We start from the raw sequence: 15,332 nt of genomic DNA on the forward strand, positions 1-15,332 counted from the left end.
CTGACACTAGAGAATGCGCAAGCTGATGGCTTTTTTGCAGTCGCTTGTGCACCCGCAAAGTCGTTCTATGGCGGCTGTGCGCGGGAGACCCTAGGGTCTGCCGGTTCTCTATTGCCGGTTCGCCAACCTGCGTACAGCTGTCACCCCATCGTTTGGCGACGTTTGAGTGACGGCATCCACTTAAATAGAGAGCCAAAACATGAACCGATATATGCCCATCACCGGCATCGACATTACCCCAGCAACCCTGCTGATCGACACCGAAGCCCCACTCGACGTCCTCTTCGAAACCGCCGACTACCGCATCCGCACCGTGACGCAGCTACTGGAAAACATCGCCTTCCGCTCGGATATGAGCTCCGATACCTTGGTGCTTTCCGACTTTTGCAAATTGCTCACGATATCGCTACGCGATGGGTGTGATGTGATGGATGTGCTTGGGAGACGCTTGCGGGCGCAGGCAGCGGAGTGAAGAAAACGGGCGGCTTGTGGGCCGCCCGTTTCGCGCTCACAAATCGAATCAGAGGCCAGATGCGCTCGGGACGGGAATACGCTCCTGCGGCTGCGTGACATCGTAGACATGCTGCTCACAACCTGCCCCGATGATCACGAACTCCACCAGGTAAACCTTTTGCTTCTCCGGCTTGAAGGTAGAAATCATCGGGCCACACGCATAAACAACCCGCTCGGTATAGCGATAGTAGTTCGAATCGTAGACCCGCGACTCACCGATCACTTCAACTGTCTGCCCAGGATCAACCTGCATTTCCAACTGGGGGAAGCGTTTGACGGCTGCGCTGTTGGTCACCTCGTTCATTTTGGCGATCCAGCCGAATACCTTGCCACGGCCGGAGTCAACTACTGTCCCCAATATCTCGGCACGCTGATCAGTGTCAGAACTGCGCCGCACGGAAAACTGCACGGGGTGAGGGAACCCTGTCGACTTCATGATGACCTTGGCATGATCCGCGTCAGCCACGACCTTGGTTTGCTGCAACTGGACACCGTCCTTGAGCAGGCTTGGTGAAGAGTCTCTGACGTTTGAATGACAGCCTGCCAGAGCCACGGCTAGAACTATAAATATGATTTTCTTCATGATTACTTCCCTGCAAAACTTGAAAATCAGAGGACCGTGGAATATGTACAGCGATGCTAGAACAAGGTGCAAGTTTTCAAAATCTTGTTATTAATGAAAGCAGAGCCTAGCCTGACCTACCTGACTGTGTCGAACTACGAACGATAAAACGAAGACCTCAGGCCTCCCCTTACTGACCAAATCACGTCGATCAGCAAGGGCAGATATCAGGAAACAAGGCATGCCAAACACATTGAGCAAGCGCCATTCAAATTCACCCCCTTTCATCCATCTAAGAAATTTACTACTTGCGAATGCCCTCATTTTATCTGCGAATTCCAAATTAACTAGCCATTCGAAAAAATCGTGATCTGACCGTTTTCTCCTTAAAGTCTTCTTTGCGCAAAAAAACAACAAAATACCAACTTATGCAACAGGGTTAACATGCCAATTTTTTCTTGTAAAAAAATACGCTCAAGAAACACAATTTATGCTCCCATCTATTTTCTTACCAGCTTCTTTTCGATTTCTTGTTTCAAGAAACGCGGTACAGGTGTATCCACATAGCACTGAGCCATTTCAAATGGATCAACAACCCGGGCAACAACTCCATCAAACGAAAAATCTCCAACCACATACTTAGCAAATGTTGGTGACGATGGATCTTTATCAACCAACCAGAGGCCGTCGTAGAGACACACTAGGTATTCCCCAATGTAATACCCCATGCGAGTGATGAGCCAAACCCTATTCTCTTCACTGATAACAGCGTTCATAAAGCCACTATCCAACGTAGACAGAAATTTTTCAGGCCGATTCAGCACTTCGTGTGGTTCATCAAACCCCAAGCTCTTACAAAAATCATGAAGTACCGGCATGCGTTCCGCTTTGAACAAATCAAATCCAGCGACACGTCGTGCTAGTAGACTTCCCGGTGTTTCGCCAGCTTTAACCATCACACACCTCAACAATCACTTGTGAATAATTATATCAATTTTGTTCAGCTGCAGAATTCTCGAGAGTTCTTTCGCGGGTGGTGCTTCTAAAAATATCCATTTTGGCTCATAACCCTTAACGGCATCTCGAAGATAAAGATCTTTCTCGATCTGGGCGTAGATTTTTTCAGAGAGCGGTACTTCATTCAGGTTTCCCGTAGAGCTTATAACCCGCTGGTACGTCTTAACCTCATTTGCGGCAATAGTGCCATTGGGCATATCTACAGGAGCATCGACATAGCGCCCGCCGGTACCTGGGACCGGATAGTATCGTTGACCTGTCGACCCGTAAAGCTCTTGAACGTAAGTTTCTCCGGCCTCCCATTTCTCCCGACCACTCAGATTGCGAACATCGTCCAGTGTAAAGGTTTTCGCCCCGCTGTCGGTTAACATTAATGGCTGAGCGATATTTTTATTGTACGATTTAATTGAGCTAGCACCACTAGGCTCAACTATTTTCATGACATCATCACTAACCGTAACTACACTTCCCTTAGGAACGATAACACCTGTGTTAAGCGTAAAGTCCTCCGAAAGACGCACAGTAGTATTCAGTTGGATAAATCGGCTTTCAACAAACTGCGCTTGGCCATTAAGCGTAAAGTTCTGCTCATTAAATGACCCACGACTAGGCGTTAAGCCTTTTGCCCCAACATCAACACCCGCCTCCGCCTCCAATCCTGCCGCTTTTTTAACAGCCATTCTCTCCAAGACTGTCTCAAGCACCGTCTTCGCAGCCCTGGCACCAGGCATAACCAGCATCGCCGCATCCAGTTCCGGCGAAATGGTTACGATTCCTTTCCCGGCCAAAACCGACAGTCTCTGCGCAGCTGCCTCTACATTCGAGTCATAGCTCGACAGCTTTGTAAGTTCACCTGAATGCTGACTTGTCTGTTCCTGCCCGTACTGACGCCATTGCTCGTACACAGCTCCGGGACCATACAACCCCGCCGCGTTGAACAGTGTTGAGTCATTGAATTGCTTCTCGGTTGCGGCGAATGCAAAAACTTTTTCGCCATTCGCGATAATTTGACTTCCGTTGCTCCACGTCAGCGGGATTTTCTGTGCCGCCAATTGAGCGACAACGCCTTTGGCGATATTTAGATCCTCAGTGAAACGCTGGGATTCCGGGTCATTTCCTTGAGACTGCTGAAACAATGCCTCCAATCGTGCAGCGTCAGCCGCATCGACGCTGCCACCCGCCGCGATCATCAACAGATCTATCCAGCGAGAACTCGAACCTGATTGGCCTAAGGTTTTCTCCAGTTCCTCAGCTTTTTTCTCCAGAACAGGGATTTCTTGCTGCTTGTGCAACTGTCGGTTAAAGGCCTCAACGCCATTAGCCGTGCCTCCCGCCACGACCGAGCCGCTAGTGCCCTTATTCGATCCAACCGTCGCCCCGACCCCCGCCGCAATCAGCGAAGCAAGGGTATCTTGGTCGGCATCCGTCATTGCCGTGCCGCTTAGGGCTTTGCCAATGTAGGGCATCAGCGCTGCTGACGTGCCAGCCCCAAGCGCACCGCTTTGCACATTGCCACTGGAAAGCCCTATCGCAGCCCCAGCCAATGCATGCAGCATCACCCGCGCCGCGCCACCCTCCGCCCAAGCGGCTCTGGTAGCTGCATCCGATTTCGGGTCGGTCGCACGCGCTTGGGCGTAATCACCAATTTTGTGGAAGATATCGCTGGAGGCGGTATTTGCAACGATACCAACCGCAGTCGCCCCCGTAGCGCCACCCAGCCCCGCGGCAATCAATCCTGAAGCAATGTCTGCCATCAGTTTCTTGTCACCGCCAACCTGCCAACGCGCCGCTTCTACACTGGCAACCTCAGCCGCCCGAGCTGCTGATTCGGCACCCGGCGAGCCAGCGTCTGCTTGTGCTTTTGCCTCCTGTCCGAGCTTTTTAGCCTCATCGGCCTTAGCCTTCGCCACCGTGCTGATAACGCCACTGGCCAGTTGCGCCGAGCTTTGAATCAGGTCGATACGCTCCTGCATGGCTTCTTCATCGGGCTTGTCCAGCTTCTGATTGGCATTGGCCGTATCACGATTGAGCCCCACCAGGTCGTTAGCGCCCTCGGGGTTACGAACAACGATCGTGCCTTCGCTGACAGCACTACGGGTGTAGCTATGGTCATCCTCCTTGAGCGCGACTGGAATACTGCCACCCAATGAAGGACCGCCACCGGTACTGCCCGAGATGGCTATACCCGCAGACTGACTCTTGATCTCACTGGTGTTCTTGATGTCACTGACACTCAAACGATCCGTGCTGAGACGGTTTTTGTCCGCTGACGCTTCGCTGGCAATCACAGCGCCCTGCAAGGTCGTGGTTTTGCCCACATTGATGTCGTAGCCGCCAGCGCCGGCAAACAGCCCGCTCTGGTCGGTCACGGCTTGGTAATTGCTGTTCATTTTGGCGGCGGCAGCATTTACCGATCCCGCCACCATGGAGCCGTAGCAGAATGGCGGAACGCAGATGCTCGCACCGAACCCGCCACTGCTTTGCTTGCTCTTCGACGACTCAGTGTCCTGACGAGAAAGGATATTCAAATTGCCGCCAATCGACGCCTTGATGGTATCCGCCCGGACCTGCGCACCCTCTAGAGTGGTGTCGCGACCGCTTTGCAACAACAGTAATCCGGTATCCAGCGTGGTATTGACCTGGGTAACTGATTTGCCATTACCCATGTTTTTGGCACCTTGGGCCCCCAGGTCCAAGGTAAAACCGTTCTGCTCACCAATGTTGAAGCTGGCACCAATGGCCGTTTTGTTGCTGGAACCGTCGTTTTTGCGGTCGACGGTGTCCTGGGCGCTTTGCAGCAGCACATCATTTTTTGCCAGCAACAACGTGTTAGCAGCCTTCAGGCTACTACCGGTTATCTGGACATCACCCAGGGTCCCCGCCGCTTCCCCAGTGGCGACAATTGATAGCTCCTGACCCGCGTTAAGCGTGCTCTGCTTCGCCGTCAGGCTGCTGTACTCGCTGCTGCTTTTGCTACGCGTATTGGCCAGTTCAGTACCAATTTTGATCAATGAGCCGTTGCTAGGGGTGCCACCTTGCTTGTTTTTAAACCCGGTGCTCTGCCCATTTGCATCCGAAGCCTGACCACCCAGGTTGTAAAACGCGAGAGCGGCCTGGGCGATTTTTACCGCCTTGAGCCGAGGGTCATCTGCATTCTCGGCGGCGTTGTACGAGTCTCGAATGCTTCTTGCAGTGTCAACCACCGCACCACCGATCACACGTCCTACCGCCAAGCTTTTAGAGCTGTCCTCGGTGGTTTGCCGCGCTGTTTCAGCGCCTGCCTTGATAGTCACATTGGAGCCGGTAAGGGCCATGTTTTTGGTACTGACCAGATCACTGGCCACCACACTCAACTCACGCCCAGCCGTCAACGTCACGTTTCCAGCGCTGGAACCCACCGTACTGCCCGTCAAGGTGGTTTCGTCAGCCGTGCCATTGTGCTTCTGACTGTTGATAAACAAATGCTGATTGCCAGTCATGTCATCCACGCCCAGCTTGTTGCCCGTCAACACCCCCGTCAGGTCACGATTCTTTTCCTTGTGCATATCGGTGCGCGAGAAAGTGTTCTGCGCGGCATCGATGGTCAGGTCCCGCCCGGCCTGCACGGCCAGGTCGCCGGTACTGACCAGCGACGAGCCCGTGACCTTCACATCCTGCCCGCCCGCGACGGTAACGGTCTCGCCCGAGACAATGCTGCCCACCGCAGTGGTGCGTTTCTCGTCGACCTTGTCCTGGACTTTGCTCGACTTGAATCCACCCCAACTGCTTTTGCTTTGCTTGCGCTCATGGCGGGCGCCGTCGGAGTCGGTTGCGGCGAGCACTTGTATATCGTTGCCGGCGACCAGTTTCGCCGCGCCTTTGTCGGCCGTTACGGCGCTACCCGCCAGCAACAGATTTTCGCCCGCGACCAACGTGTTGTTGCCGCCGGAGCTGACCAGGCTGCCGACGTTGGTGGTGCTCTGCGTTTCATCGAGGCGGAACTTCTTGCTCGTCGAGGTCTTCTTGGTCTTGCTGTAGAAGCTGTAGTCCTGGTTTTCGGCGGACTTCAGGGCAAGGTTGCTGCCCGCCACCAAGTAAGCCTCATTGTCCGCGTTGACGGTACTCCCCACCAATGTCAGGTCCCGGCCCGCGCTCAACGTGGCATCCCCGCCCGCCTTGAGTGTGGTGGAAACTTGTTGGACATGGTCCTCTACGCTCCTGACCTTCTTGCTCTGGCCGAAGGCATGCTGTTCATTCGCAGCAGGCGCCAGGGTCAAGTTGTGCGTGGCCGCCATCACCAGATTCCGCTTGGCGTCGATCTGGCTGGCGACAACGCTGAGATCGCCGCCTGCGTTGGCTTGAAGGTCGCGCCCGACGGTGACCGTGGAGCCGAGTTGAGTAATGTTCGAGTCGCGATGATTAGCGCCGCGCGTGTGGCTGTCCGATTGCTCGGCGGCGCTGATCGTCAGGTTTCGGGCTGCACGCAACGTAGCGTCGTTGCCACTTTTGAGCACACCACCGACATTGGCCACATCCCGCCCAGCCCCAACGCTGAGATCGCGACCCGCCTCAATCCGCGCCGCGCTATCAGCAAAACCCCGTTGCTCCGTCATGTAGCCGGTGCTGCTGGCGTGACGGGTCACCGTCCGTTCATTCGTCACATCCCCAGCCACCGCAACCACACTCACATCCCGCCCAGCCATCACCCCGCCGGCCCGGTTGGTCAGGTTGTTGCTCGCCAGCGCATCCAGTCGATTCCCTGCTTCCAGCAGACCGCTGTTGACCAGGCTGTCATTAGCCCGCGCCGTCAGGTTGCTGGAGGCGCGCAAGGTGCCGGCGTTGTTGAGATTTTTACCGGCGATGAGGCTGACGTCGCTGCCCTGGATCAACGCCCCATTCGCCGCCAACCGATGATTGGCATTCGCCAGGTACAACACCGGCACCAGCACCTGTTGCCCCTTCACCGTCTGGGTTTCCATCCAGACGATGTCGTGGGTCAGGGCGGCGACTTGTTCGCTGGTCAGGCTGACGCCCAAGGCCAGGTTGAGTGTGTCCTTGCTGGCGATGGCGTTGTTCATCAGGTACTTGAACATGCCGTCGTCGGAGGTCTGGCCGTCGAGGAAGCGTTGGCCGGTGCGGGCGATCACGGCCTGTTGGATCAGGCGTTGTTCGTAGAAGCCGTCGCCCAGGCGTTTGGCGGCGATGTCCGGGTCGTAGCCGAGGTTGCTCAGCAGGTAATCCGAGCTCATGAACCGGCGGATGTCGGTCAGGGCCGGGTTGGTTTCGATCAGGTATTTCTGCGGGTTGGTCTGGAACGAGCGGTCTGGCAGGCCGCGCACTTGGCTCAGGCCGCTGCTTGAGGTCGGGGTGCCGGTGCCTTCGTTCAGGCGGAACAGGCCGTTCTGGCCGGTGGGCAGGTCGAAGCCGGGCAGGGTCACCGGGTTGACTTGTTGCTGGGCGAGGTCCGGTGGGAGCTGGCGGTTGACGGTGACGAGGGTCGAGAATTTCCCATCGGCGTTGGTGTCGGTGCGCGGGCCGGCGCCGACGTAGTGGTAGCCGCCACGGACCACGCCGTTGTTGGCGGTGCCCGAGGTGCGGATGTCGACCGCCCCACCGGACTGGATGATGGCCGCGTAGGTCTGAGTGTCGCTGGACAGGGCCCGGCTGCTGCCGAACTGAGTCAGTTCGCGTTCGGTGGTGCCGATGAAGCGACTCATGGCCGCTTCCAGGCCGCCGAGGTCGTTGGCGTTGTAGCCCGGGCTTTGGAGCCAGTACTTGTTGGTGAAGTTGTTGGCGAGGGTACGCCAGCCACCGGGGCTGCGCGTGCGCTCGGACACAAAGGTGCGCGAGGTTTCGGTGTCGTGGGTTTCGATGCCGATGTTGTTGAGGCTGACGAGATTCGCGGTGAGTGTACCGCCCGCGCCGATGCTGCTGCTTCGGTTGGTCAGGTCGCCGGCCTGGATATTCAGGTTGCCGCCGGTGGTGATGCTGGAAGCGGCGCTGGCGTCGGTCACCTCAAGCTTTTCGCGCTGGACGATCTGCCAGACGTGGTTCTCCTTGCCGCCGCTGCAATCGCCAGCGTTGACCCCTTCGATGCAGGCAACTTCCCTGATCGAGGCGGTGTAGATGCCAGCATCGTTAGTGGTGAGTACGCTTCGCACGTTCTCGATGGTGCTGGCGGCCACGCTCATGTTGCCATCGCTTTGCAGCGTGCCCGAGCTGTTGACGATACGCGAGGCGAAGCCGCCGAGGCCGTCACGGTCGATACGCAGGTTGCCCAGGCTGTAGATGTCGGCGTCAACGTTGGTCAGGCTATCGACTTTCAGGGCCATGTCGGCGCCGCTGACGATCAGGCCTTGCTCGTTGCGCAGCGCGCCGGTCGTCACGGACAGCGCTTCGCCGCTGCCCAACGTGCCCAGGTTGTTGATGCCTTGTGCCGTGACGCTCATACCAGTCGCTGACGTCAGGCGGCCGTAGTTGTTGAGCAGGCCATCGGCATGCACGGTCGTGGCCGCGCCGCCGGCAACGCTGGCGTTTTGTTCCAGATTGATCAGCGCGGCCTTGAGGCCCAGCGCGCCCAGGCTGCTCAGGCGCCCATTGCTCTCGTATTGGCCAGTGAGTTGGACATCGATCAGGCCGTCACTGCCGATCAGGCCGTCATTGCGCCAGTCGACGCCGCGGCCGGTAAAACTGTTGGCGCTGAGCAATTGGCCGGTGGCGGTCTGGGTGAAGTGATCAACGTTGACGGTCAGGTGCCCAGCCTGGATCGACGTGCTGTTGGTCCAGCGGTCGGCGTCGAGCGTGAGGGAGCCGTTGGTGATCAAGCGACCACCGGCGTCGCCCAGTTGGGTCAGGTTCAGGCCAAACGCGCCCGCCCCCGCGTGCAGCAGGTTGCCGTGCTGATTGTTCAGGCCGCCGAGGGTGAAGCCAACGTCGCGGCTGGCGGTTTCCAGGGTGCCGTTGCTGTTGTCGAACAGGCCGCCGATGGAGAAGACGGTGGTGCTGTCCTGGTCCAGGGTGCGCAATTGGCCGTTGTGGTTGACGAGACTCGCCGCGAGGACGTCCAGGCTGCTGTCGCCCTCGATGATGCCCAGGGTGTTGTTCAGCGCGCCGTTGAGGTTGAGGTCGATCTGTCCCGCGCTGATCTGGCCACTGCTGTTGTCCAGATTGAGTGCATCGACCTTCACCTTGCCGCTGGCATAAAGGCCGCCGCGAGTATTGTCGAAGCTCGCGCTGCCGGTATCGAGCACGGCATCGCCAGCTTGCGCCGCAATGCGCCCGCCGTCGTTGAACAGCCCGGCGAGGGCCTTGATCGTCAGGCCCTTGGCCTGGATCGTGCCGCCCTGGTGATCCGGGTCTTCGCCGTTTCTCAGCACGCCCGTAGCGCGCGCCTCCAGCGCGGCCTTGACGCTGGACAGCACGCCGCCACGGTTATCCAGGTTATTGGCGAAGACCTGCAGGTTGGCGTCCTGGGCGATGATGTTGCCGCCCTGGTTATCGAGGTCGCCGGCGATATCCACCTTGACCAGGCCCTTGCCTTGCAGCGTGCCCTTGGCGTTGGTCAGGCTGGCGGCAGTGAGCGTCAGTTCGTCATTGCGACTGGCAATCAAACCCTGGTCGGCGTTGTTGACCTGGCCGGAGGCGCTGACCAGCAGCTTGCCATTGGCGGCTACGGTGCCTTTGCTGCGGTTATCCAGGCTGCCGGTGCGCACGGTCATGACGCCTTGGCTGGATAACTCGCCGCCCCGGTTATCGAGGGCGCCGGTGTTGGTGATGTCGAGGGTTTTGCCGGCCATCACCAGGCCGGTGAGGTTGTCCAGGCTGCCGAGGATCAGCGTCGCGCTGTCCAGGCTCGACAGTTCGCCGGCGGTGTTGTCCAGCCGGCCCAAACGGGCATTCAGAGTGCCCTGGCTGTTGACCAGTCCGCCTTGGGCATTCAGCACTTGGTCCGCGTTCAGTTGCAGTTCGCTGTCGGCTAGGATCCGACCTTTGTTGCGGTTATCCACAACCTTGGCGGTGACCGTGGCCTTGCGCTGCCCACTGAGCGTACCACCCTGGTTGTTCAACGCCTGCGTCGTGGTGACCGTCAGGTCGCGGCTGGCAGCGACCGTTTTGCCTGCGTTGTTCAGTTGCTTGGCGGTGAGGGTGACGTCACCCGAAGCATTGCGGCTGTTATCCGCATTGACCCCGGCTTCGATGATCCCGTTGTTGCTGAGGGTGCCACCGCTGTCCAGGTGAATGCTGTCGCGGGCCACCAGGTTGTTCTGGCTGGTCAGGTTGCCCGGAGTTTTCACGGTCAACGCGGTGCCGGCGTAGACCGGTCCCTGGGCGTCGACGCTGGCGGCATTGACGTTGACAGCACCGGCAGCAGCGGTCTGGGCCAAGCTCAAATGCCCATTGGCATCGAGCTGGATGTCGCCGCCGCTGGCGATCAGTTTGCCATCCAGCTTCACCCCGACACCGGCCTCGGTGCCCACCAGTTTGATGGCGCCGGCGTACATCCCGCCCAGGGCCGAGGAGTCGATGGCGAGTTCCGGTTTGGCACTGCCGTCGTCGGCGCGTGCGGTGGCGTTGAGGGTGGCGGCGTTGACGTCGTTGCGCCCGGCGACGATGGTCAGGTTTTTCGCCTGGATCTCGGCGTTGATCTTGGCGCTGCGGGTGATGATTTCGAAGCGGTCGACGTTGTTGGCGTTCAGGCCAGCGCCTTCGATTGCAACACTGCCCTGGTCCACCTGATAGCGGCTGAGCTGACCGTTTTCAATAATCGGCTTGCCGGTGGTCAGCGTTGCCTGCGGAGTATTGATGAACCCGCAGCCATTGCAGCTGATGCCATAGGGGTTGGCGACGATGACATGGGCCGACTGCCCCGCCACTTCGGTGTAGCCGCGCAACTGGCTGGGGTTGCCGCCGTTGACTTCGTTGAGGATGACCTTGGCGGCCGTGCCGTTGAGGTTCGGGTTGCCGAGGATGACTCCGCCCAGTTGCGTGGATTGCGCGGAGTTGGTGGCGTTGTTGAGGATCACGCCGTTGCTGCCGACGTTGTAGTCCTTGAACTGGTTATGGGACAGGCCGCTGCCGTTGGGCCTGGCGATGTTGACCACCGGCACGCCATTGCCCGCCTGGCCGAGGCTGGTGCCCGGCGCACTGACGACGATGCCGTCGGCCTGGGCCCACATCGGTTGCCAGAACATGACGTTGGCCAACAGGAACGCCAGGCCGCGCTTGGGCATGCCCCAGAACAGGTCGCGGGTTTGCAAAGCGGCGGAAGGTGCGTATCGGCGGTCGTCCATGATCAAGTCTCGTTGCAGCAACATTTAAAGGGGCAGAATTTAGAAAGAGGCATCCACGCGGAAGTAGATCGGCGCTTCGCGCTCGGCCAGGGCATCCGGGCGTTCCAGGGAGTGGGCGAAGGTGACGCTGGCGCTGAGGTGCTCACCCCGGGCGAACATCTCCAGCGAGTTGCTCGACATGCGCCCGTGCTGGTCGCCGTTGTAGCGATCGCCACGAATCACGCCTTGGTCGTAGCCAAGGCTGGTGCCGTATTCGGCGAACACCGGGCGTAGCCAGGCCAGCGATATCGGGCGGCTCCAGCGCAGGTCGTTGCGCCAGTAGCCGCCACTGTCACCGGACAGCGTCTGGTCCTTGTAGCCGCGAATCGACGACAGCCCGCCCAGGCTCATGCGCTGCGGGCTGAACAGCACGTCTTCGCTGCGCTGGCCGGTCATCAGGCTGCTGAAGCTGAAGGACTCGCCCGCTATCTGGAACGGTTGCAGATAGCTCAGGGTGGCGGTGTATTTGCGATAGCGCGCGTCCGGCACACCGGGGCCCGGTTCGTGGTCGCCCTGGGCATCGAGGGCGCCGATGCCGTTCTGCAAACCCAGGTCGAGGTTGACATAGGCATTGCCGATCCGCCGACCATGGTTGATACCGAACTGCGCCTCGCTGATGCGATTGCTGCTCTCCTTGAGCTTGCTGTCTTCGATGAAATTGTTGGTGCGCAGGTAGGCCAAGCCGGCGTTGAGCGAGGTCTTGCTCAGGGCGTCGCGATGGATCACCCGCTCCAGGCGCACTTGATGGTTCTGGCTGTCGCCGCTCTGCTTGAAATTGAACCCGTTGGCCTGGCCGAGGGCGCGGTACTCGCTCTGGCTGTAGGTGTAGCTCAGGTTCCACCAGCCAAACGGCAGGTTGTAATAGAGCATGGCGTTGTTGGAGGTTTTCTGGTGATCGCTGACGGCATCGTGGCCGCCGCGCAAGGCCAGTTGATCGGCCAGGCCCAGCGGGCTGTCCCAATCCAGAGAGCTGCCCCATTGCTGTTCGCCGGTGCTCTTCTGGCCGTCGTTATGCCGCGACAGGCCGACGCGCCACGGCTTTTGCGGGGTGTTCTTGACCCGTACCTCGCTGCCCCCGACGTTCTGCCCGGGTGTCAGCTCCATCTGCGCCTGATTCGACGGCAGGCGGTTGAGCTGATCGACCATCTGCTCGATTTCCCGCAGGTTGAGCAGCTCGCCGGTCTTTCCCGGAAACGCCATCGTCAGCTCGCGATCCGAGAGTTTGCTGCCCTCGGCGCCCTTCAAACCTTCAAGCCGTCCCTCGACCACCAGCACTTGCAGGTGACCACTGGACAGGTCCTGTTGCGGCAGATAGGCGCGACTGGTGACCAGGCCTTTTTCCAGGTAGGCATCGGTGATGACCTTGAGCAGCTGGTTAAGCTGCGGCACGCCCAGGCACTGGTTCAGATACGGTTTGAGCAGGCGCTCGCGTTCGCCCTCGGACAGCGCCTCGGCGCCCTTGAGTTCGATGGTCTTGATCGGGAAGCAGCGCGTATCGATCGGCGCGGTCGGCTCGGCGGGCTTGGCCTCCTTGCCGGGCAGGTCCTTGAGCTCTTCCAGGCGCCGGCGCTGCTCTTCGAGCAGGCGGTCCTGGCGTTCGCGGATCAGGTCCGTGTCACCGGGGGTGGGCGCAGCGAAAGCGGGCGTCAGCGCAGAAAGGCACAGTAAAGCCAGGCATAACCGCGCCCCACGGGCGGGTGAGAACATGTTCGATCCCTCGATACGAAATCCACAGCAGGTTCTTGAGCGGGCAGAAGACCAAAGGCCGGCCTCGTAGACCACTCACGCTGCTGATGCGCAAAACTGCACGCAAACAAGACCCTGCGCATCGCTTTCGGTTCAAGGGAGGGGGAAATTTCTGCTCAAAAAAGAGAAACGTCTCACAGTACGCGTCGCAAACTACATCTATGGGAGCCAAGCTTGCTGCCATATCCCGCATGAACTTTTCTTCACCCCACGCCCCCGTGTGATTCGGTAAAGTCCCCTCGCTCATTCAAGAAACTAAGGTTTTAGCCCGCTCCCCTGCGGGCTTTTTTTTGCCTGTCGTTCAGGCAGACGATTGAGCGTTGCCCAGCTCAGCCAAGGCTGGCGCCGTGGTGGCGGGTTGTTTCTGCAACAGCGGTTGCTCCAGGACCGTTCGTCCATAGAACGCCAACGCCATCAACCAGCAACTCAACCAGACGAAGATTCCCGCCCAGAACGTGTGCGACATGTAGTGCCAGCCCTGTAGGACGCGCGTCGTGCCGTAGACAAATCCCAGGCCCAGCGCCCCGTACATCAGCGCTTTGGAATGACGCCAGCGGTAACGACGCGCAACGAAATACAGCGCCAGCATGGTGAAGCCACCCGAAGCGTGGCCGCCGGGCCAGCAACGGCCATCACCGGCGACTTTCAACAGGTCGAAGTTCTGGTACCACTCCTTGTGCTCGATCTTGCCCGCATATTGGGTGGTCTCCACCGGGCAATACACGCTGGTATGGCCCTTGAGGTAATGGATCACCCCGGTGCTGAGGGAAAAGGCGAAAACTACATAGAGAAAATCACGACGATGCTTGTGGGCAAAACGCAGTGGTGCGGCCAGCCGGGCTTTTTCCAGCAAACGCAGCAGCCCTGGGCGCTTTTCCGGTTTGAAGATCGGCCAGAATAACGACAACAGCGCACCGATGATCGCCGCCTCGCCGGTCCAGTTCGGAATGATCCGCGCCCACTTGTGGGTAATTTTCTCGAACAGCTTGACGTGTTCCAGCGGGAACAGTTGCTGCACCGGGTCGTAGAACAGATCGCTGAACGCGATATCGATGCGGGTCATGTCGAACAGCAGGAACACCACGGCGGCGCAGACCAGGGGAATTCCGAGATTGAGCCCGTAGAAACGGGCACGAGCAGACGTCAGCATGGGCGATCCTAATCGTGGGAAAAGTTACTGAAACGTCACCGAACGCCAGTCAGACGCTTCGATAAAACCGAGCAGGCGTGGCGCTTGTGGCTGGGCGGTGGAAACGAACAAAGAAGCGCCGTAGCCGAATGTCGAGGCCGGACGCTGCAGCGACGTCTCCATGGCCTGCATGCACTCGCTGTGGGTGACCAGGATCAGGTTGCGGCCTGGTACCTTGTGGGCCAGGGCATTGCGCAGCAGGTCGTGCCGACAGTTCATCAGCCAGTCCTCGCCAGTGTCGACCTTGTTAAACATATACCCCGCCGTCTGGGCAGTGCGCACCAGCGGGCTGTTATAGATGTCAGCCTTGTCCAGGCCCAGTTGCTCGAACCGGGCACCGACGCCCACCGCAACGGCACGGGCGCGGTCGGTGATGCCTTCAGGGTTATTCAGGCACGCAGCCTTGGCGTGGTCGCAGCGTTCGACGTGGCGTACCAGCACGATCATCTCGCCCTTGGCCCAGCCCTCGGCCAAGGCGCGGGCGCCCGCCACGTTGCCATGGGCCAGGTCCGGCACCGCAGCAGGGCTTAGCAGCCACAGGACCAGCGGGATCGCCAACAGCGTCGAGGCCAGTACGACGGCAGCGTTTCGGTAGCGGGCAAGCCGGCGCATACCGATCGAGCGGGTCAGGCCGAAAAGGCTCAGTCTCAGTTCCACATCAAGCCGCCCCGACGGCATCCCACCTAGTCATTGAGTGGCGCAACAGTAGAGGGGGTGACGTAGGCAAGCGGTGAAGGGGATGTGAAAAAAAGCTTGGAGCGTGGGCTCGATGTCGATCAGTGGCCTACAACTATTGCGCTAACCCCTGTGGCGAGGGAGCTTGCTCCCGCTGGGCCGGGCTGGCGCTCCAGGGCGTAGCGGCCCTTGTTTGGGGGCTGCTACGCAGCCCAGCGGGAGCAAGCTCCCTCGCCACGAAGTGCTGCGTGTGATCTCCCCGGCTGATAGGCCGTAGGCCCGCCCGACCGACCGTCAGTAACCCCCCGCCCTCCGAAAAAAT

At 59.2% G+C, this 15,332-nt stretch carries 7 protein-coding genes; 1 reads left to right on the forward strand and 6 read right to left on the reverse strand.

The features are described from left to right. Window positions 1-199: 199 nt before the first annotated feature. Window positions 200-472: a hypothetical protein gene (locus tag RGM2987_RS23605; RefSeq protein ID WP_245145207.1), complete on the forward strand. Its 273-nt coding sequence runs from the start codon at window positions 200-202 to the stop codon at window positions 470-472. Between the two features lie 48 nt (window positions 473-520). Here RGM2987_RS23605 and RGM2987_RS23610 read toward each other — a convergent pair whose 3' ends face one another. The 6 genes from RGM2987_RS23610 to RGM2987_RS23635 all read right to left on the reverse strand — a co-directional run bounded on the left by RGM2987_RS23610 (window position 521) and on the right by RGM2987_RS23635 (window position 14,992). Continuing rightward, window positions 521-1,096, reverse strand: coding sequence for a hypothetical protein (locus tag RGM2987_RS23610; RefSeq protein ID WP_245145211.1), 576 nt, complete (start codon window positions 1,094-1,096; stop codon window positions 521-523). Window positions 1,097-1,575: 479 nt separating this feature from the next. Continuing rightward, window positions 1,576-2,031, reverse strand: a complete 456-nt coding sequence (locus RGM2987_RS23615; protein WP_245145212.1) for a hypothetical protein — start codon at window positions 2,029-2,031, stop codon at window positions 1,576-1,578. Window positions 2,032-2,046: 15 nt separating this feature from the next. After that, the gene (locus RGM2987_RS23620; protein ID WP_245145213.1) at window positions 2,047-11,361 is read right to left on the reverse strand and encodes a hemagglutinin repeat-containing protein; all 9,315 of its coding nucleotides are present in this window, start codon (window positions 11,359-11,361) and stop codon (window positions 2,047-2,049) included. Window positions 11,362-11,400: 39 nt separating this feature from the next. Continuing rightward, window positions 11,401-13,107 carry a ShlB/FhaC/HecB family hemolysin secretion/activation protein gene (locus RGM2987_RS23625; RefSeq protein ID WP_245145214.1) on the reverse strand — a complete coding sequence of 569 codons (1,707 nt, stop codon included), beginning with the start codon at window positions 13,105-13,107 and terminating at the stop codon, window positions 11,401-11,403. A 340-nt stretch (window positions 13,108-13,447) separates the two neighbouring features. Beyond that, window positions 13,448-14,296, reverse strand: coding sequence for a phosphatase PAP2 family protein (locus RGM2987_RS23630; protein WP_245145215.1), 849 nt, complete (start codon window positions 14,294-14,296; stop codon window positions 13,448-13,450). Window positions 14,297-14,320: 24 nt separating this feature from the next. Further along, on the reverse strand, window positions 14,321-14,992 hold the full coding sequence (locus tag RGM2987_RS23635; protein ID WP_245145216.1) for a histidine phosphatase family protein: 672 nt from the start codon (window positions 14,990-14,992) through the stop codon (window positions 14,321-14,323). Window positions 14,993-15,332: the final 340 nt, after the last annotated feature.

Origin of the sequence: Pseudomonas sp. RGM2987, from assembly GCF_022952855.1 — a bacterium.
Lineage (GTDB): Bacteria > Pseudomonadota > Gammaproteobacteria > Pseudomonadales > Pseudomonadaceae > Aquipseudomonas.